We start from the raw sequence: 17,650 nt of genomic DNA, 5'->3' as shown, positions 1-17,650 counted from the left end.
GCGTCTGTGACGACGACGCGCATCGCGAGCCCCCTCCCCGTCGAATGAAGCCATGCGACGTTGAGGTTACCGTGATTTTCCCGTTATGTGGATGGCGGATTTCCGGCGCTTGACCGGTCTGACGTGCGAAACTCCTCCACAAGGGCTGTGAAGGAGTCCGACTTTCCCGCGTCAGGACACACCCTTGACCGACTTGATCAAGAGCTGCGCCACGTCCACGACCTCCAGCGACTCCTTCGCCTCGCCGCTGTTCTTCTTCTCGTTGATGGCGTCGCCGAGCATCACCATGCAGAACGGGCAGGCGGTCGAGACCGTGTCCGGGTTGGTGGTCAGCGCCTCGTCCACGCGCTCGGTGTTGATGCGCTTGCCGATGCGCTCCTCCATCCACATGCGGGCGCCGCCGGCGCCGCAGCAGAAGCCGCGGTCCTTGTGCCGGTGCATCTCCTGGGTCTGCACGCCGGGCACCTTCGACATGATGTCGCGAGGCTGGGAGTAGACCTTGTTGTGGCGGCCGAGGAAGCACGGGTCGTGGTAGGTGATCTTCTCCTCGATCGGCGTGACCGGCGTGAGCTTGCCGGTGTCGACCAGGTGCGACAGCAGCTGGGTATGGTGGACGACCTCGAAGGTGCCGCCGAGCTGCGGGTACTCGTTGGCCAGCGTGTTGAAGCAGTGGGGGCAGGTGGCCACGATCTTCTTGACCCCGGCCTCGTTCAGCGTCTCGATGTTCTGCTGGGCGAGCATGTTGAACAGGTACTCCATGCCCAGGCGGCGGGCCGGGTCACCGGTGCAGGCCTCCATCGGGCCGAGCACGGCGAACTTCACGCCCGCGATGTGCAGGAGCTCGGCGACGGCCTTGGTGGTCTTCTTGGCCCGGTCCTCCAGGGCGCCGGCGCAGCCGACCCAGAAGAGGTATTCGGCGTCCTCGGGCATCTTGTCCTCGACCAGCTCGACCTCGAAGTCGAGCTCCTCGATCCAGTCGGCCCGCTTCATCTCGGACATGCCCCACGGGTTGCCCTTGTTCTCCAGGTTCTTCACCATCACCCCCGCCTCGGACGGGAACGACGACTCCACCATCACCTGGTAGCGGCGCATGTCGAGGATGTGGTCGATGTGCTCGATGTCCACCGGGCACTGCTCGACGCAGGCGCCGCAGTTGGTGCACGACCACAGCACGTCGGGGTGGATGATGCCTTCCTCGCCGACCAGCGGCTTCTCCAGCAGCGCGAGCACGTCGGTGTCGGCGTGGCTGGTGTCGGCGCCCTGCAGCAGATATGGGGCGACCTTGAAGGCGTGGTCGCGCTGGTCGAGGATCAGCATCTTCGGCGACAGCGGCTTGTCGGTGTTCCACGCCGGGCACTGCGACTGGCAGCGTCCGCACTCGGTGCAGGAGTAGAAGTCGAGGAAACCCTTCCAGGTCGTGTCGCCGATCTTGCCCCGGCCGAGCTTCTCCGGGTCCAGGTCCTCGTCTTCGAAGTCGACGAGCTTGCCGTCCACCCGCAGCTCGGAGGCGGCGCCCAGGCCGTCGGGGCGACGCGAGAACAACACGTTCAGCGGCGCGGTGAAGATGTGCAGGTGCTTGGAGTTCACCACGATGACCAGGAACACCAGCATGAAGCCGATGTGCAGGAGCAGCGCGATCTCCTCCAGCAGCGCGCTGGCGGGCAGGATCTCGCCCAGCGCGATCGAGACGAACGCGCCGCCGGTGTAGGGCAGGTTGCCGTTGGCCGAAGCCACCCCGCGCGCCAGGAACAACGTCCAGATGATGTTGAAGATCATGAACAGGACGAGCCAGGCGCCGCCCAGGTGCGAACCGGAGAAGCGGGACTTGCGGCCCAGCGTCTTCGGCGAGTTCTTGATCCGGATGACCGCGAACGCGATGAGCCCGAGCACGCAGGCCACCGCGATGAAGTCCTGCAGGAAGCCGAGCGCCGACCACTGCCCGATCAGCGGGATGTGGAAGTTCGGCCGCCCGGTGACAGCTCCCTGGATGATCCCGCCGTACGCCTCGATGTAGACGGTCAGCAGGATGAAGAAGGCCCACATGACGAAGAAGTGCGCCACGCCGGACGGCGTCCACTTCAGCAGCTTCTTCTGCCCGAAGACCTCGACGATCTGGGCCTTGAGCTCATCGGGTACGTGGGTCTTGGCGTACTCGATGCGTTCGGGGGCCGGTGGTCCCACGGTCGCGAGCTTGAACAGGAACAGGGCCCTGCGGCCCGCGACGGCCACCGCCGCCACGGTCATGACGAGCGCGAGCACGGCTACCCAGAGCACGGGTCCTCCCACAGACGGCGTTGGCTGCCAGCGTACGGTTGCCGGTCATCCACGCAATGACCAGGTCTGCCCAGAATCCTACCCGCGAGTAACATTCCGGGCCCAACGCGACCCACCCTAAGGTCAACCCGCCTTCTAGAACAATGCTCTAGCCTGTGAGATAGCGCTGAATCGTCGGCGCTATCAGCGCCACCAGCTCCTCGTCGTCGGCGGTGGCCAAGGGCTCCAGCTGCAGCACGTAGCGCGCCATCACCAGCCCGAACATCTGCGAGAAGGCCGCCTCTATCCGCAGGTGCGGCACGCCCAGCCCGTCGGCCACCCGGAAGAGCAGGGCGTTGGTGATGAACTCCCGCAGCATCGCCAGCGCCGCCTCGTTGGTCATCGCCGAGCGCATCAGCGCGATCACCGGCTGGCGGGCCTCTTCCTCGGAGGTCAGCGTGAGCAACAGGCGGACCAGCCGCTCGCCCACCTCCTCACGCGGCCCCTCCAGGAGCGCCGGCACCACTTCCTCCGGATTGATCGGGAGCTGCATGGCCTCGGCGAACATGCCCTCCTTGGTGTTGAAATAGTGATGCACCAGCGCGGGATCGACCTTCGCCTCCCTGGCGATGCCCCGAACCGTCGCCTTGTCGAAGCCCTTCTCGGCGAAGACCGTCCTGGCCGCGGTGAGGATCTCGCCCCGCGTGTCCGCGGACCCCGGCCGACGGCCGGGGCGCCGTTTGACGGTCATCTCCCCACCGCCAGGTAGACGCGCATCGGCACGCTCAGCATGCCGTCGGGGAAGGCCAGCCTGAGCTCGCCGCGGCGCCGCTCCACCAGCTCGTCGGCCAGCTCGGCCGGCAGCGCCGCCATGTAGGAGTGGGAACGTAGGTCGAGCAGGAACTCCTCGATGCCGACCAGCCGGTTCCACGGGATCCAGCGCTCCTCGACCACCTCGAAGGCGGCGGCGATCGGCGGCGGCGACCACTTCTCGTGCGCCGGGCCCCAGTAGCGCGGCGCCTCGGCCGACAGCCTCGCCTCGTAGGCAGCCAGCCACTCGGCCTGGCCGGCGTCGGCGAAGTTCCAGCAGGCGGCGATCGCGCCGCCGGGGCGCAGCGCCCGCCGGGCCTCGGCGATCGAGACGGCCGGGTCGAGCCAGTGCCACGACTGGGCATAGGTGACCAGGTCCGCGCTGGCGTCGCCCACGGGCAACGCGTTGCCGTCGGCCACGACCGCGGCGACGCCGGCCGTACCGGAGAGGCGGGAGACCAGGTAGGAGAGCATTTCCGCGCCCGGATCCACGGCCAGCACCCGCGCGCCGCGGGCCCGCAGGGCACGCGTCAGGATGCCCGTGCCCGCGCCGACGTCCACGACCGTCGCGCCCGCGAGCTCGATCCCCGTGATCTCGGACACGGCGCCGTAAACCTCGTCGGGGTAGTGCGGGCGGGCCGCGTCGTAGGCCTCGGCGACCCGGTCGAACACCCTGCCGAGTTCACGTTCGATCATGTGCGCGCCGCCAGGTACAGCCGGGCGAAGGCGAGCGCCTCGGCGAGGTCGTCGATCCGCTCGGACCGCGAGGCCGCCTTGCGGGTGTTGATCTCCAGCACGACCAGGCCGTCGTAGCCGTTCCTCGCCAGGCGCTCCAGCATCGGCGCGCACGGCTGGTTGCCGCGGCCCGGCACCAGGTGCTCGTCCTTGTTGGTGGTGCCGAGGCCGTCGGCCAGGTGGAGATGGGCCAGCCGGTCGCCCAGCTTGGTCGCCATCTCCATGGCGTCGGAGCCGGAGACCGCGGTGTGCGACAGGTCGAGCGTGACGTGGGGGAAGTCGTAGTCGACCGGGTTCCAGTCGGGCGAGTACGGCACCACGTCGTTGCCGCGGGCGCGCAGCGGGAACATGTTCTCCACCGCGAAGACGATGTCGGTCTCCTCGCGCATGCGCGCCAGGCCGGTCTCGAAGTCGCGAGCGTAGTCGCGCTGCCAGCGGAACGGCGGATGCACCACGACGGTCTGCGCGCCCAGCCGCTCGGCGGCCTTCTGCGCCCTGACCAGCTTGGCCCACGGATCGCGCCCCCAGACACGCTGGGTGACCAGCAGGCAGGGCGCGTGGATGGCCAGCACGGGCACCTCGTAGTGCTGCGAAAGCCGCTCGATCACGTCGATGTCCTGGCTCACAGGGTCGGCGCCGACCATGATCTCGACCCCGTCGTAACCCAGGCGCGCGGCCAGTTCGAACGCATCGGGTGTGCGTTCCGGATATACCGAAGCAGTGGACAATGCGATCTTCGCATTGGGCACGCGGATGACGTCAGCCACGTTGCCAGCCTAAGCGGGGCGAGGCTGCGGCGTGGCGCATGCGCCTACGGTTGACCCATGTCACGCATTGCCCACGGCGCCATCCCGAGTCCCAACATATGGAACACGCCGCAGGTCTACGAGCTGGAGAACCGCGCCGTCGACCCCGATGGCGCGGCCGACGCGGCGATGCGGGAGATCCGTCCGCGAGACGGCGCGGTCGTGCTCGACATCGGCTGCGGCACCGGCTACCACCTGCCCGCGCTCGCCGCGGAGGCCGCCCGGGTGATCGGCGTGGAGCCGCACGGCGACCTGGTCAAGCTGGCCCTGCGGCGCTGCGCGGGCCTGCCCGGCGTCGAGGTGCACCGCGCCACCGCCCAGAGCCTGCCGGTGCCCGACGCGAGCGTGGACGTCGTGATCGCGCGCTGGGCGTACTTCTTCGGTCCCGGCTGCGAGCCGGGCCTGCGCGAACTCGACCGCGTGGTACGGCGGGGCGGCGCCGCCTTCGTCGTCGACCTGGACGCCACCCGGGGCGACTTCGGCCGCTGGTTCCAGCGCACCGTGCCCAGCTACTCCCCCACGGCCGTCGAGACCTTCTGGACCCGGCAGGGCTGGCTGCGCCGTCCGCTCGACCTGCGCATGTCCTTCGAGCGGCGGGCCGACCTGGAGGCGGTGCTGCGCATCGAGTTCACGCCGGAGGTGGCCGCCGAGGCGATCCGGGAGACTCCGGGCCTGGAAGTGGCCTATCCGAACGTGCTGCGGTGGCGTACCTATTGACATTGACGTTGGTGTCAACGTTTAGCGTGGAGGCATGCGGATCGGTGAACTGGCCAGACGGGCGGGCGTGAGCACCAGGTCACTGCGCTACTACGAGCAGCACGGCCTGATCAGCGCCCGGCGCGCCGCCAACGGCTACCGCGAGTATCAGGAGGACGACGTCCGGCTGGTCAGCGAGATCCGCACACTGCTCACCAACGGTTTCACGCTGGACGACGCCCGTCCGTTCGTCGAATGCCTGCGCTCCGGCCACTCCTCCGGCGGCGACTGCGCCGGTTCTGTGGAGGTCTACCGGCGCAAGCTGGAGGAGATCGACTCCGAGATCCGGACGCTGCTCGCCCGCCGTGCCGAGGTGGCCGCGCAACTGTGCTCCGGATGTGTCTTCAAGGGAGAGAAATGATCACGCTGACGACCGAGAACTTCGACGAGCAGGTACTGAAGAGCGACAAGCCGGTGCTCGTGGACTTCTGGGCCGAATGGTGCGGGCCCTGCCGTATGGTCGCCCCGGTGCTGGAGGAGATCGAGGCCACGCGCGGCCTGGCGATCGGCAAGCTCAACACCGACGAGAACCCGGAGATCATGGCCCGCTTCGGAGTGATGAGCATTCCGACCATGATCCTTTTTGCGAACGGGGAGCCGGTCAAGCAGGTCATCGGCGCCAAGCCCAAGCGCCTGCTGGAGCGCGAACTGGGCCTCGCGTAGTCCCTTTTGTGTAGTTCGGATCCTCATCGCGAGCGATCCGCTCCGCTGAGTGACCGTCCTAACGTGGCCGGTCATGAGCCGAGTTCTCAGTCTTCTCGCGCTGGCCGCGCTGGTGGCGGTCACGATGTTCGACCTGGCGCCGCCCAGGAGCGGCGCCACGGCCTTCAGCGCGGCCCGCGCCTTCGAGGACGTGCGGGTGGTCGCGAAGGCGCCGCACCCGACCGGCTCGGCCGCGAACGACCGCGTCCGCGACCACCTCGTGGCTCGCCTGAAGGAAATCGGCTTCGACACCCGCGTCCAGGAGGGCGTCGGCGTGCTGCCCCTGACCTACACGGGCAGCACGCCCGTCGGCCGGGTCCGCAACATCGTCGCCACCCGCCCCGGCACCGCCTCCACCGGCCGGATCATCCTGGCCGCCCACTACGACTCCGTACCGGGCGCGCCCGGCGCCGCCGACGACGGCGCCGGGACCGCGGCGGTCCTGGAGGTCGCCCGCACCCTGCCGCCGAACCTCCGCAACGACGTCGTCGTCCTGCTCACCGACGCCGAGGAGGCAGGACTGCTCGGCGCCGAGGCCTTCGCGCGCCAGAACCGCTTCGACGGCCCCGTCGTGGTGCTCAACCACGAGGCCCGCGGTGTGCGCGGCACCGTGCAGATGTTCCGCTCCTCCGGTGGCCTCATCGACGTGTACGGCACCGCCGCCCCGCACCCCGCCGCGGACTCCGCCTTCGCCTCCCTGATGGGCCTGCTGCCCAACAACACCGACTTCCACGTCTTCGAACAGGCCCGGTGGATGGGTCTTGACTCGGCCTTCGTCGGCGGCGGCGCGTACTACCACACCCCGCTCGACGACCCCGCCCACCTGGACCGGGGCAGTCTCCAGCAGATGGGCGACAACGCGCTGGCCGTGGCGGCGGCGCTGGGGTCGAAGGACCTGGGCACGCTGGAGTCCGCGGGCGAGTCGGTGTTCTTCACCGTGCCCGGGGCGCTGGTCAGGTATCCGGGATGGCTGGAGATCCCGATCGCGGCGCTCGCCCTCGTGATGGCTCTGGCCGTGGTGTTCGTGATGCGGCGGCGGGGGCTGGTGAGATGGCCCGGGGCCCTCGCCGGGCTGGGGATGTCTCTGGTGACCGTGGTCCTGGCCGGGGCCTGGGGATACGCCCTGTGGCCGCTGCTGGGGGCGCTGCGGCCCGACTACACGATGATGTTCACCGGCGACCCCTACCGGCCCTGGTTGTACTGGGCGGCTCTGCTGGTGTTCACGGCGGCGATCGTGCTGGTGTGCGCGTCGCTGTTCCGCCGCCGGTCGGATGGGCCGGTGCTCTGCGGGCCGGCCTGCGGTGGGCTGCTTCTTGTCGCGTCGCTCGGGATGGTGTCGGCCTTGCTGCTGCCCGGAGGGTCGCACGTGTTCGCCTGGCCGGCGTTGTTCGCGGCGCTCGGGTGGCTGGTGTCCCTGAAGCTGCCGCGGGGCGGGATCGTGGCGCTGACGGCCGGGCTGGCGCCGGCGGCGGTCATGCTCGGCGGCACCGCGCTGACCTCGCTGGACATCGGGCTGGGCATCGGCGGCATGCTGTCGGCTCCGCACTTCGCGCTCCTGCTGCTGCTGGCGCTGCCCGTGGTGGCGCGGCCGCCGGGCCGTACCGTGTGGGTGGGGCTGCCCGTCGCGGCGGCGGCGCTGATCGCGGCGGGACTGTTCGCGGACCGCTTCGACGCCGCCCACCCGCGCCAGGAGCACCTCTCCTACGCGATCGACGCCGGCACCGGCGAGGCGCGCTGGGGACGGCCCGGTGGCGGCGACGCCGACGGCGTCCGGTTCTTCGGCGAGGAGGACCTGACCACGAGCCGGGCCCCCGCGGCCCCCTTGCGCGCGCCCGGACTGACCGTGCTGAAGGACACGACCTCCGGCGAGGTCAGGACCATGGCGCTCCGCCTGACCCCGTCCGGGGCCGCGCCGGTCGTCGGGCTGGACGTCGAGGGACAGCGGCCGAAGATCACCGTGGCGGGCCGCGAGCTGGGCGAGCGGGCCGGGTTCGCCTTCCACGCGCCGCCCGCCGAGGGCGTCGAGGTCACGCTGACGCTCCGCGCGGGCGAGGCCAAGATCCGCATCTACCAACAGGAGTACGACATGTCGGTGATCCCCGGATACCGGGTCCCGGAAGGCAGCATGCAGCTCCAGCCGCGCACGACCGCCTTCCTGACGAAGATTGTCGCCCCCGCCCGCTAGCCTGCTCCGCATGGCCAAGACTGCGACGGGTTATCGCTGCACCGAGTGCGGCTGGCGCACGCTCAAGTGGGTCGGCCGCTGCGGCGAGTGCCAGGCGTGGGGCACGGTCGACGAGGAGGGCGCCAAGGGCGTCCACGTCGTGCGGGCCGGAGCCACGACGGGGCCGGCCGTACCGATCGGCGAGGTCAAGGCCGAGCTCGCGACCGCGCGCACCACCGGCGTGGGCGAGCTCGACCGGGTCCTCGGCGGCGGGGTCGTGCCCGGCGCCGTCATCCTGCTGGCCGGCGAGCCCGGCATCGGCAAGTCCACGCTGCTGCTGGAGGCGGCCGCGTCCATCGCCCAGCGCGCCACCGTTCTCTACGTCACGGGCGAGGAGTCGGCGGCGCAGGTCAGGATGCGCGCCGACCGTATCGGGGCGCTGCGCGACAACCTCTACCTGGCCGCGGAGACCGAGCTGTCCGCGCTGGTCACCCACGTGGAGAAGGTCCAGCCCCGCTTCCTCGTGGTCGACTCGGTGCAGACGATCGGCTCCGCGCAGGCCACCGGCGTGCCCGGCGGCGTCACCCAGGTGCGCGAGGTCGCGGCGAACCTGGTCCGGCTGGCCAAGGAACGCAACATGGCGACCGTGCTGGTCGGCCACGTCACCAAGGACGGCTCGATCGCCGGGCCCCGCACGCTTGAGCACCTCGTCGACGTGGTGCTCAACTTCGAGGGCGACCGCCACTCGCGGCTGCGCCTGGTGCGCGCGGTGAAGAACCGCTTCGGGCCGACCGACGAGGTGGGCTGCTTCGACCTGCACGAGCGCGGCATCGAGGGCATCACCGACCCCACCGGGCTGTTCGTCTCCCAGCGCAGCAAGCCCGTCCCCGGCACCTGCGTGACCGTGACCGTCGAAGGCACCCGGCCGCTGCCCGCCGAGGTCCAGGCGCTGGTCGCGCGCACCGAGGCGCAGCAGCCCCGGCGCACCACCTCGGGGCTCGACTCCTACCGGGTGCAGTTGGTGCTGGCCGTACTCGAACGCAGGCTCAACGCCAAGCTGGGCGGGTGCGACGTATTCACCGCCACGGTCGGCGGGCTGAAAATTGCCGACCCCGCGGTGGATTTGTCCGTTATGCTCGCCGTGGCCAGTGCGGCGGGTGACAAACCGCTGCCTTCCGGTCTGGTCGCTCTCGGCGAGGTCGGGCTGGCCGGGGAGCTGCGGCCGGTCAAGGACGTCCGGAGGCGGCTCACCGAAGCCGCGCGGCTCGGCTTCACCCGCGCGCTCGTACCCGCCGGATCGCTCGAAGAATCCGGCAACAAGCGCGCCGGCCAGCGCTCGCTGGTGCCGGTCGGGCCGGTGTCGTTCGCGCCCGGGTTCGAAGTCGTCCAGGCGGAGAACGTGTGGGACGCACTCACACACGTCACATAGCCCCGCTAAGCTGAAGTTGACATATCTACACGGGGGTCAGGTGCCAAACGACAGGAGTCTTGACGACCGCCGTCGCGAAGCCCTGGCCGCAGTGGCGCCGGGCACACAGCTGCGCGACGGCCTGGAGCGGATCCTGCGCGGGCAGACCGGCGGCCTGATCGTGCTGGGCTACAACGATTCGGTCGAAGACCTGTGCAGCGGCGGGTTCCTGCTCGACGTCGAGTTCTCGCCCACCCGCCTGCGCGAACTGGCCAAGATGGACGGCGCGATCGTGGTCCACCACGACGAGGCCAAAATCGTCCGCGCCGCCGTCCACCTCGTGCCCGACCCCTCCATCCCCACCGACGAGTCCGGCACCCGCCACCGCACCGCCCAGCGCGTGGCCCGCCAGACCGGCCTGCCGATCATCGCGATCAGCAAGTCCATGCGGATCATCGCCCTCTACCTCGACGGCATCCGCTACGTCCTGGAGGAGTCGGCCGCCATCCTGTCGCGCGCCAACCAGGCACTGGCCACGCTCGAACGCTACAAACACCGCCTCGACGAGGTCTCCGGCACCCTGTCGGCGCTGGAGATCGAAGACCTGGTGACCGTCCGCGACGTGGCCGCGGTCGCGCAGCGGCTGGAGATGGTCCGCCGCATCAGCGACGAGATCAAGGGCTACGTGGTCGAACTCGGCACCGACGGCCGCCTGCTGTCCCTGCAACTGGACGAGCTGGTGGCCGGAGTCGACTCAGAACGCGAACTGGTGGTGCGCGACTACCTCCCCGCCCCGGCCGGCCGCCGCCACCGCAACTTCGCCGAGTCACTCCACTCGCTCGACAACCTCACCGGCAGCGAGCTCCTCGACCTGTCCGCCGTCGCCCACGTCCTGGGCCACAGCGGCAACGAGACCCTCGACAGCCCCGTCAGCCCGCGCGGCTTCCGCCTGCTGGCCAAGGTCCCCCGCCTGCCCGCCACGGTCGTCGACCGCCTGGTGGACCACTTCGGCGGCCTGCAGAAACTCCTGGCGGCCAGCATCGACGACCTCCAGGCGGTGGGCGGCGTCGGCGAGTCCCGCGCCCGCAGCGTCCGCGAGGGCCTCTCCCGCCTCGCCGAGTCCAGCATCCTCGAGCGCTACGTGTAGCAGCTGTCTGTTCTCCCGGTAGCTCCCATCAGCGGAGGTGGAAGACGACCAGGGGGCTTTTGAGCTTGCCCAGGCGGGCCACCGCCACGTACGTGCCGGGCAGGGCGGTGGGGCCGTCGGCCGTGCACGCGGTGCGGGAGCGTTTGCGGTCCCAGTCCACCGTGCGCACGAACGGGATCCCCCGCTCCAGCTTCTGCGCCGTCCCCGTCTCCCCGCTCACGCAGTCGGCCGTCGACCAGATGCGGTCCTCGCCGGACGTGATGCGGATCTCCATGGTCCGCGGCCCCACGTCGGTCGTGCACATGACCTGGCCGGTGTTGACGAGCGTGGCCATCAGGTTGGGCATGGCGCCGGCGCCGTACACGTCCTGCCTGCCCTGCAGGTTGAGGACCAGGTCGCTTTCCTCGCACGGCGCCCCGGGGCGTTTCACCTTGGCCGGGGCCGTGGTGGCGGGGTTCTTGGTGGGGGACGGGGTGGGGCTGGGGCTGGCCGTACCGAGAGCGAGGGTACGCAAGCCGGCCAGAAGCGGATCGGCCGCGGGCGGACCACTGCTCGTCGCGGTCTGCGCGCTCGAGGTCCGCTGCGGACCGCTGGAGCCGCTGGAGCAGGCCCACGCCACGACGGCGACCACCACCAGCACGCCGACCAGCACGCTCATGCGCCGACGCCAGTAGACGTCGCCGCCATCGCCACGCATCGCATCCGAATCCATACGCACAGCATGGTAATTCTGTGGCCACCGAGGGTGACGACACGCCGTCGGTCACCCTTTCCGCGTACGCTAAGGCGGGTGATCGAGCCGATCCTCCTACACACCCCCGTTCTGGAGTGGTACGCCGACAACGCCCGAGACCTCCCCTGGCGCGCCGATGACGCGACGCCGTGGGGCGTGCTGGTGAGCGAGATCATGCTGCAGCAGACGCCGGTCGTCCGGGTGCTGCCGATCTGGCAGGAGTGGATGGAACGCTGGCCCACTCCGAAGTCTCTGGCCGTCGAACCGCCCGGCGAGGCCGTGCGCCACTGGGGCCGCCTCGGCTACCCGCGCCGCGCGCTGCGCCTGCACGCGTGCGCCAAGGCCATCGCGGACGAGCACGGCGGCGAGGTCCCCTCCGACCACGCGACGTTGCTGGCCCTTCCCGGCATCGGCGAGTACACCGCCGCCGCCGTGGCCAGCTTCGCCTTCGGCGGCCGCCACGCCGTCCTGGACACCAACGTCCGCCGCGTGTTCGCCCGCGCGGTGCGCGGGGACGAGTACCCGCCGACCGCCACTTCCGCCGCCGAGCGCCGCCTCGCCGAAGCCCTCCTGCCCGCCCTGGGCGCGCCCCGCTGGGGTGTGGCCGTCATGGAACTGGGCGCCTTGGTCTGTACGGCCCGCAGCCCCAAATGCGCCGACTGCCCGATCTCCGACCTGTGCACGTGGCGCCTGACGGGCAAACCGGCCCACGACGGCCCGGCCCGCAAAGGCCAGACGTACGCCGGGACCGACCGCCAATGCCGCGGCCGCCTCCTGGCCGTGCTCCGCGCCGCCCACGGCCCGGTCCCGAAGTCAGCTCTGGACGTGGTCTGGGACGACCACGTCCAACGCGAACGCGCCCTGGACGGCCTCATCACCGACGGCCTGGCCGAACACCTGGACGACGGCACCTACCAACTCCCCACGTGACCCATGGCCGATGGCGTGCGGGCTTGAAGGCGCGGAGGGCCACCTTCGGTGGGTCAGGCGATCCAGGCCGGGGTGCCGAACTCCTTGCCGTCGGCCCCGAAGGCGTGGGCGTCGCCCGGTGCGGTCACCACGGCGGTGTAGCCCTCGGCGCCGTCGGCCACGATCTGGCGGGCCGTGCGCGCGGGCATGATCACGGTGTCACCGGCCGCCACCGCGAACGTCTCCTCACCCAGCGACACCGTCGCGCTCCCGGCGATCCAGGTCCACACCTGCTCGACGTCGAAGTCGTGCAGCGGCCCCTGGCCGCCCGGCTTCACTTCCACCCGCCACAGGGAACGGCTCGCGCCGCCCTGCGTGGGCGAGGCCAGGGTGGTCATGACGCCTCCGGGAGTCTCGGTCACACGGGCGTCGGCGTTGCGAACCACTGTCATGGCGTTCTCCTCATGTAAAATAGACAACCAAGTTGTCCATAAGGTAAACGAGGTTGTCTATCATGTCAAGCGAGCCCCCGGGCTTCGAGTTGCCGCTGCGTCTGTTCATGGCGTTCCGCATGATCATCGACGAGCTGCACGCCGAGCTCGCCCGCCAGGGCCACCCGGACGTTCGCCCCATGCACGGCTTCGTCATGCAGGCCGTCGGCCCCCACGGCACCACCGCCGTCGACCTCGGCCGCACGCTCGGCGTCTCGAAACAGGCCGCGGGAAAGACCATCGACACGCTGGAACGCCTCGGCTACGTGGAACGCAGCACCGACCCGGCCGACTCCCGCCGGAAAATCGTCAAGCTGACCCCGTACGGGGTGGACGCGCTGATGAAGTCCGCCGCCATCTTCGACGACCTGAGGCGCACCTGGTCCCACACCCTCGGCGAGGACCGGCTACGCGCCCTCGAACAGGACCTCCGCACGATGACGCCACCGGACTTCTTCCGCCTGGACATCCCGGGCTGGTTCGGCGGCCTGTGACGCGGGAACCCGGCGCGCGAAGCCAGAACCGCCGGCCCGACGAGGCCGAAGGAGGCTAGGCGGCGAGCTGGAGGCCGAGGCTGGTGAGGTTGGTGCGGGCCCAGTCGAGTTCCTCGGCGAGGAGGGAGACCAGGGCGCCGGGGCCCTTGGCACGGCCGGGGACGATGAGGTTGTGGGTCTCGACCTCGATGTGCGCCGTACCGTTGACCGCCCCGGACAGCATCGCCGTCAGCGTGTCGTGAAGGACGGCGCCGGTGCTCGGGTTCTCGTCCGTGTGGTTGTGCACGTGGCCCAGCTTGACCACGGGGGCGCCGGCGGCGGCCAGGCCGCGCAGCGCCGCGCCGGGCTCCTCCGCGCCGCAGGCCAGGTGACAGGCGTCCAGGCAGACGCCGAGGTGCTCGGAGTCGATGCCGCAGACCCGCTCCAGGGCCTGCTCGGTCGTCTCCAGCACGCACCCGGGCCACGGCTCGAAGCCGACCCGGATGGTCTTGCCGGTGACGCTGTAGATGCCGCGCAGCTCGCGCGCCAGCCGTTCCAGCCGCTTGGTGGCGATCGTGTGCAGATCGGACGGCCAGTCGCGCCGCCACCCGATCGGAATCGTGGAGATGCTCCCGAACCGCACGTCCTCCGGCAGCAGGAACGCCAGGATCTTGGCCAGGGCCATCGTGTAGCGGTAGCGCTCGGGCTTGGCCCAGTCGGGGCCGGGAACCTCCTGGTTGCGGCCGCCCGTCCCGTTGAGGCTGACGACCTCCAGACCGCGTTCCTCCAGGGAACGGCGCAGGCGTACCAGCTCGATGCGGTCAGCCGTCAGATGATCGGCCACGGCGGGCGACAACCACAGCCCGATTCCCATGCGCTCCACCCCAAGCCGCTTGCGCACCGGTACGGCGTAGCGGGTCAGGTGGGCGATCAGGTTCTCGAGGTCTTCCGCGGGGTGCACGCCTGCGTTGTAGGCCAGGTGAACGAGCGTTCCGTCGTCGTGACGCAGGCGCATCGGCTTCCTCCACGGCTTGCACTGGTGTTGTTCCGGTCGCCCGCCTCGGGAGAGCGCGGCCCTTGTCCGAGCATGTCTGCTCCCGGGTGACCCACGCGTCCGCCCTGAGTTGATTCCTCACTACTCCCCAGGGAGCAGCCTCACGGTAGGCGCACCTTCTTGTGGCGCACTTGGACGAGACTTGGCGACCTCATGCTCTACGCAGTGTAGTACTACCTGCCGTGGTGATACACCCCGTCCGCCCAACGATTCGGAAACATTGCCGCCCACCCCACCCCGCCACCGAAACCCTTCCACCCGAACCCCACAACCCCACCAAACCAACCCCATCGGAGCCACACACCCGTGGGCGTCAACCGCAGGGCACGGGCACGATGGCGCTCCGGAGGTCCGGGTCAGCGACGCACCACTGGACACCGTCACCGCGCCTTGGGCCCCCTGTGCCCCTGGGCCCGCGGAGCGTGGGCACGTGTGCGCGCGTCACGGCGGGGAGCGGTGAGGCGGAGGAGCGTGCCCCTGGAGGGCCGGGCAGGCACGACGGCGGGCGGGGCCGACCAGGCTTGCCGTAACGGATGCAAAGGGGTGAGAGCGGCTTGAGAGCGCGAAGAGCCCCCCGTGGAAAACCACGGGGGGCTCTTGCGGACTGAGCTCGGTCAGTTCTGGATGGGCGCTGCGATCGCCGCCGCCGAGTCGGGCACCTCGGTGGGTGCCGTCTCGCCGGTGAAGACGAACTTGGCGTTGTCGCCTTCGCCCTCGATCGTCACCTTGATGACCTGGCCCGCGCGCAGCTCGCCGTAGAGGATCTTCTCCGACAGCGAGTCCTCCAGCTCACGCTGGATGGTACGGCGCAGCGGCCGGGCCCCCATGACGGGGTCGTAGCCGCGGTCGGCCAGGAGCTGCTTGGCGTCCTGGGCGACGTCCAGCGACATGTCCCGGTCCTTCAGCCGCTCGGACACCTGGGCGAGCATCAGATCGACGATCTTGATGATCTCCTTCGGCGTGAGCTGGTGGAAGACCACGATGTCGTCGACACGGTTGAGGAACTCGGGCCGGAAGTGCTGCTTGAGCTCCTCCTGGACCTTGGACTTCATCCGGTCGTAGTTGGACTCCGCGTCGTTCGCCTTCGCGAACCCGACCCCGATGCCCTTGGAGATGTCACGGGTGCCGAGGTTCGTGGTCATGATGATGACCGTGTTCTTGAAGTCGACCACGCGGCCCTGGGCGTCGGTCAGGCGACCGTCTTCCAGGATCTGCAGCAGCGAGTTGAAGATGTCGGGGTGGGCCTTCTCGATCTCGTCGAACAGGACCACGGAGAACGGCTTGCGCCGCACCTTCTCCGTCAGCTGGCCGCCCTCCTCGTACCCAACGTAGCCGGGCGGGGAGCCGAACAGCCTGGAGACGGTGTGCTTCTCCATGAACTCCGACATGTCCAGCATGATCAGCGCGTCTTCGTCGCCGAACAGGAACTCCGCCAGCGCCTTGGACAGCTCGGTCTTACCGACGCCGGACGGGCCGGCGAAGATGAACGAGCCACCGGGGCGGCGGGGGTCCTTCAGGCCGGCGCGGGTGCGCCGGATGGAGCGGGACAGACCCTTGATGGCGTCGTCCTGGCCGATGATCCGCTTGTGGAGTTCGTCCTCCATGCGGAGCAGGCGCTGCGACTCCTCCTCGGTCAGCTTGAAGATCGGGATGCCCGTCGCCGTGGCGAGGACCTCCGCGATGAGCTCTTCCGTGACCTCGGCGACGACGTCCATGTCGCCGGCCTTCCACTCCTTCTCCCGCCGCTCGCGCTTGAGCTGGAGCTGCTTCTCCTGGTCGCGGAGGGCAGCCGCCTTCTCGAAGTCCTGCGCGTCGATCGCGGACTCCTTGTCGCGGCGGACGTTGGCGATCTTCTCGTCGTACTCGCGCAGGTCCGGCGGAGCGGTCATCCGGCGGATGCGCATCCGGGAACCGGCCTCGTCGATGAGGTCGATCGCCTTGTCGGGCAGGTAGCGGTCGCTGATGTAGCGGTCGGCCAGGCGGGCCGCGGCGACCAGCGCGTCGTCGGTGATCGACACGCGGTGGTGCGCCTCGTAGCGGTCGCGCAGACCCTTGAGAATCTCGATCGTGTGGCTGAGCGACGGCTCTGCCACCTGGATCGGCTGGAAGCGGCGCTCCAGCGCGGCGTCCTTCTCGAGGTACTTGCGGTACTCGTCGAGCGTGGTGGCGCCGATGGTCTGCAGCTCACCGCGGGCCAGCATCGGCTTGAGGATGCTGGCGGCGTCGATCGCGCCCTCGGCGGCGCCCGCACCCACGAGCGTGTGCAGCTCGTCGATGAACAGGATGATGTCCCCGCGCGTGCGGATCTCCTTGAGCACCTTCTTCAGGCGCTCTTCGAAGTCACCGCGGTAGCGGGAGCCGGCGACCAGAGCGCCGAGGTCAAGCGTGTAGAGCTGCTTGTCCTTCAGCGTCTCGGGCACCTCGCCCTTGACGATCTTCTGGGAGAGCCCCTCGACGACGGCGGTCTTGCCGACGCCGGGCTCGCCGATGAGAACGGGGTTGTTCTTGGTCCTCCGGGAGAGGACCTGCATGACCCGCTCGATCTCCTTCTCGCGGCCGATGACCGGATCCAGCTTGCCCTCGCGGGCGGCCTGGGTCAGGTTGCGGCCAAACTGGTCGAGCACCAGGGACGTCGACGGAGCCGACTCCTGCGGTCCACCCGCGGCCGCCGGTTCCTTGCCCTGATAGCCGTGCAGCAGCTGGATCACCTGCTGCCTGACACGGTTGAGATCGGCTCCAAGCTTGACCAGCACCTGGGCTGCCACACCCTCACCCTCGCGGATGAGACCGAGCAGGATGTGCTCGGTTCCGATGTAGTTGTGGCCCAGCTGCAAAGCCTCACGGAGCGACAGCTCGAGGACCTTCTTGGCCCGCGGGGTGAAAGGAATGTGCCCCGACGGAGCCGACTGGCCCTGGCCGATGATCTCCTCGACCTGCTGGCGCACACCCTCAAGGCTGATGCCGAGACTCTCCAGAGCCTTGGCGGCAACGCCCTCACCTTCGTGGATCAAACCAAGAAGAATGTGCTCAGTGCCGATGTAGTTGTGGTTGAGCATCCTGGCCTCTTCTTGGGCCAAGACGACAACCCGCCTCGCTCGGTCGGTGAACCTCTCGAACATCTCGTCGCTCCTCACAGAGCGGTCAGTCAGGCCGGTTTAGTCCGGTCCCGTCATCCCGCATGCTAGCCCTGGCTCGGCGAACCGTGCCCA

The 17,650-nt window shown here is 69.6% G+C and carries 16 protein-coding genes; 8 read left to right on the top strand and 8 right to left on the bottom strand.

The annotated features are described in order from the left end of the window. Positions 1-171 precede the first annotated feature (171 nt). From ACIBHY_RS33840 to ACIBHY_RS33825, 4 genes are all read right to left on the bottom strand, one after another. Entirely contained in the window at positions 172-2,274 is a 2,103-nt protein-coding gene (locus ACIBHY_RS33840; RefSeq protein WP_397308815.1) for a (Fe-S)-binding protein, read from the bottom strand. 148 nt (positions 2,275-2,422) lie between these two features. After that, on the bottom strand, positions 2,423-3,004 hold the full coding sequence (locus tag ACIBHY_RS33835) for a TetR family transcriptional regulator (protein ID WP_397252751.1): 582 nt from the start codon (positions 3,002-3,004) through the stop codon (positions 2,423-2,425). Further along, entirely contained in the window at positions 3,001-3,759 is a 759-nt protein-coding gene (locus ACIBHY_RS33830; protein WP_397252752.1) for a class I SAM-dependent methyltransferase, read from the bottom strand. The genes ACIBHY_RS33835 and ACIBHY_RS33830 overlap by 4 nt, the downstream gene beginning before the upstream one ends. After that, complete coding sequence (locus tag ACIBHY_RS33825; RefSeq protein ID WP_397252753.1) at positions 3,756-4,565, bottom strand: sugar phosphate isomerase/epimerase family protein; 810 nt, start codon at positions 4,563-4,565, stop codon at positions 3,756-3,758. Before ACIBHY_RS33825 ends, ACIBHY_RS33830 begins: the two co-directional genes overlap by 4 nt. A gap of 57 nt (positions 4,566-4,622) precedes the next feature. On the opposite strand from ACIBHY_RS33825, the gene ACIBHY_RS33820 reads away from it, so the two are divergent. From ACIBHY_RS33820 to disA, 6 genes are all read left to right on the top strand, one after another. Then, positions 4,623-5,321, top strand: coding sequence for a class I SAM-dependent methyltransferase (locus ACIBHY_RS33820; protein ID WP_397107101.1), 699 nt, complete (start codon positions 4,623-4,625; stop codon positions 5,319-5,321). A 34-nt stretch (positions 5,322-5,355) separates the two neighbouring features. Next, positions 5,356-5,721: a MerR family transcriptional regulator gene (locus ACIBHY_RS33815; RefSeq protein ID WP_379611921.1), complete on the top strand. Its 366-nt coding sequence runs from the start codon at positions 5,356-5,358 to the stop codon at positions 5,719-5,721. Beyond that, positions 5,718-6,023 carry a thioredoxin gene (trxA, locus tag ACIBHY_RS33810; protein ID WP_397308814.1) on the top strand — a complete coding sequence of 102 codons (306 nt, stop codon included), beginning with the start codon at positions 5,718-5,720 and terminating at the stop codon, positions 6,021-6,023. Before ACIBHY_RS33815 ends, trxA begins: the two co-directional genes overlap by 4 nt. A gap of 73 nt (positions 6,024-6,096) precedes the next feature. Next, complete coding sequence (locus ACIBHY_RS33805; protein WP_397308813.1) at positions 6,097-8,247, top strand: M20/M25/M40 family metallo-hydrolase; 2,151 nt, start codon at positions 6,097-6,099, stop codon at positions 8,245-8,247. 10 nt (positions 8,248-8,257) lie between these two features. After that, the gene (radA, locus tag ACIBHY_RS33800) at positions 8,258-9,655 is read left to right on the top strand and encodes a DNA repair protein RadA (RefSeq protein ID WP_184971344.1); all 1,398 of its coding nucleotides are present in this window, start codon (positions 8,258-8,260) and stop codon (positions 9,653-9,655) included. Positions 9,656-9,695: 40 nt separating this feature from the next. Then, positions 9,696-10,781 carry a DNA integrity scanning diadenylate cyclase DisA gene (disA, locus tag ACIBHY_RS33795; RefSeq protein ID WP_397252756.1) on the top strand — a complete coding sequence of 362 codons (1,086 nt, stop codon included), beginning with the start codon at positions 9,696-9,698 and terminating at the stop codon, positions 10,779-10,781. A gap of 28 nt (positions 10,782-10,809) precedes the next feature. Here disA and ACIBHY_RS33790 read toward each other — a convergent pair whose 3' ends face one another. Next, positions 10,810-11,493 (bottom strand): hypothetical protein, encoded by a 684-nt coding sequence (locus ACIBHY_RS33790; protein WP_397252757.1) that lies wholly within the window; start codon positions 11,491-11,493, stop codon positions 10,810-10,812. A gap of 195 nt (positions 11,494-11,688) precedes the next feature. On the opposite strand from ACIBHY_RS33790, the gene ACIBHY_RS33785 reads away from it, so the two are divergent. Further along, positions 11,689-12,444 (top strand): A/G-specific adenine glycosylase, encoded by a 756-nt coding sequence (locus ACIBHY_RS33785; RefSeq protein WP_397308906.1) that lies wholly within the window; start codon positions 11,689-11,691, stop codon positions 12,442-12,444. Between the two features lie 53 nt (positions 12,445-12,497). Here the strand turns inward: ACIBHY_RS33785 and ACIBHY_RS33780 are convergent, their stop codons facing one another. Further along, positions 12,498-12,875, bottom strand: coding sequence for a cupin domain-containing protein (locus tag ACIBHY_RS33780; protein WP_379638696.1), 378 nt, complete (start codon positions 12,873-12,875; stop codon positions 12,498-12,500). A 62-nt stretch (positions 12,876-12,937) separates the two neighbouring features. Between ACIBHY_RS33780 and ACIBHY_RS33775 the strand changes: the two genes are divergently transcribed. Then, positions 12,938-13,408 carry a MarR family winged helix-turn-helix transcriptional regulator gene (locus ACIBHY_RS33775; RefSeq protein WP_379638697.1) on the top strand — a complete coding sequence of 157 codons (471 nt, stop codon included), beginning with the start codon at positions 12,938-12,940 and terminating at the stop codon, positions 13,406-13,408. 55 nt (positions 13,409-13,463) lie between these two features. Here ACIBHY_RS33775 and ACIBHY_RS33770 read toward each other — a convergent pair whose 3' ends face one another. Both ACIBHY_RS33770 and ACIBHY_RS33765 read right to left on the bottom strand, forming a co-directional pair. Beyond that, entirely contained in the window at positions 13,464-14,402 is a 939-nt protein-coding gene (locus ACIBHY_RS33770; RefSeq protein ID WP_184971354.1) for a TIM barrel protein, read from the bottom strand. Between the two features lie 653 nt (positions 14,403-15,055). Next, positions 15,056-17,560 (bottom strand): ATP-dependent Clp protease ATP-binding subunit, encoded by a 2,505-nt coding sequence (locus ACIBHY_RS33765; RefSeq protein ID WP_184971355.1) that lies wholly within the window; start codon positions 17,558-17,560, stop codon positions 15,056-15,058. Positions 17,561-17,650: the final 90 nt, after the last annotated feature.

This window comes from Nonomuraea sp. NPDC050547 (assembly GCF_044457345.1).
Classification (GTDB): Bacteria; Actinomycetota; Actinomycetes; order Streptosporangiales; family Streptosporangiaceae; genus Nonomuraea.
Note: the sequence above shows the minus strand (reverse complement) of the source record. Positions and strands in the feature narration are given on the sequence as shown.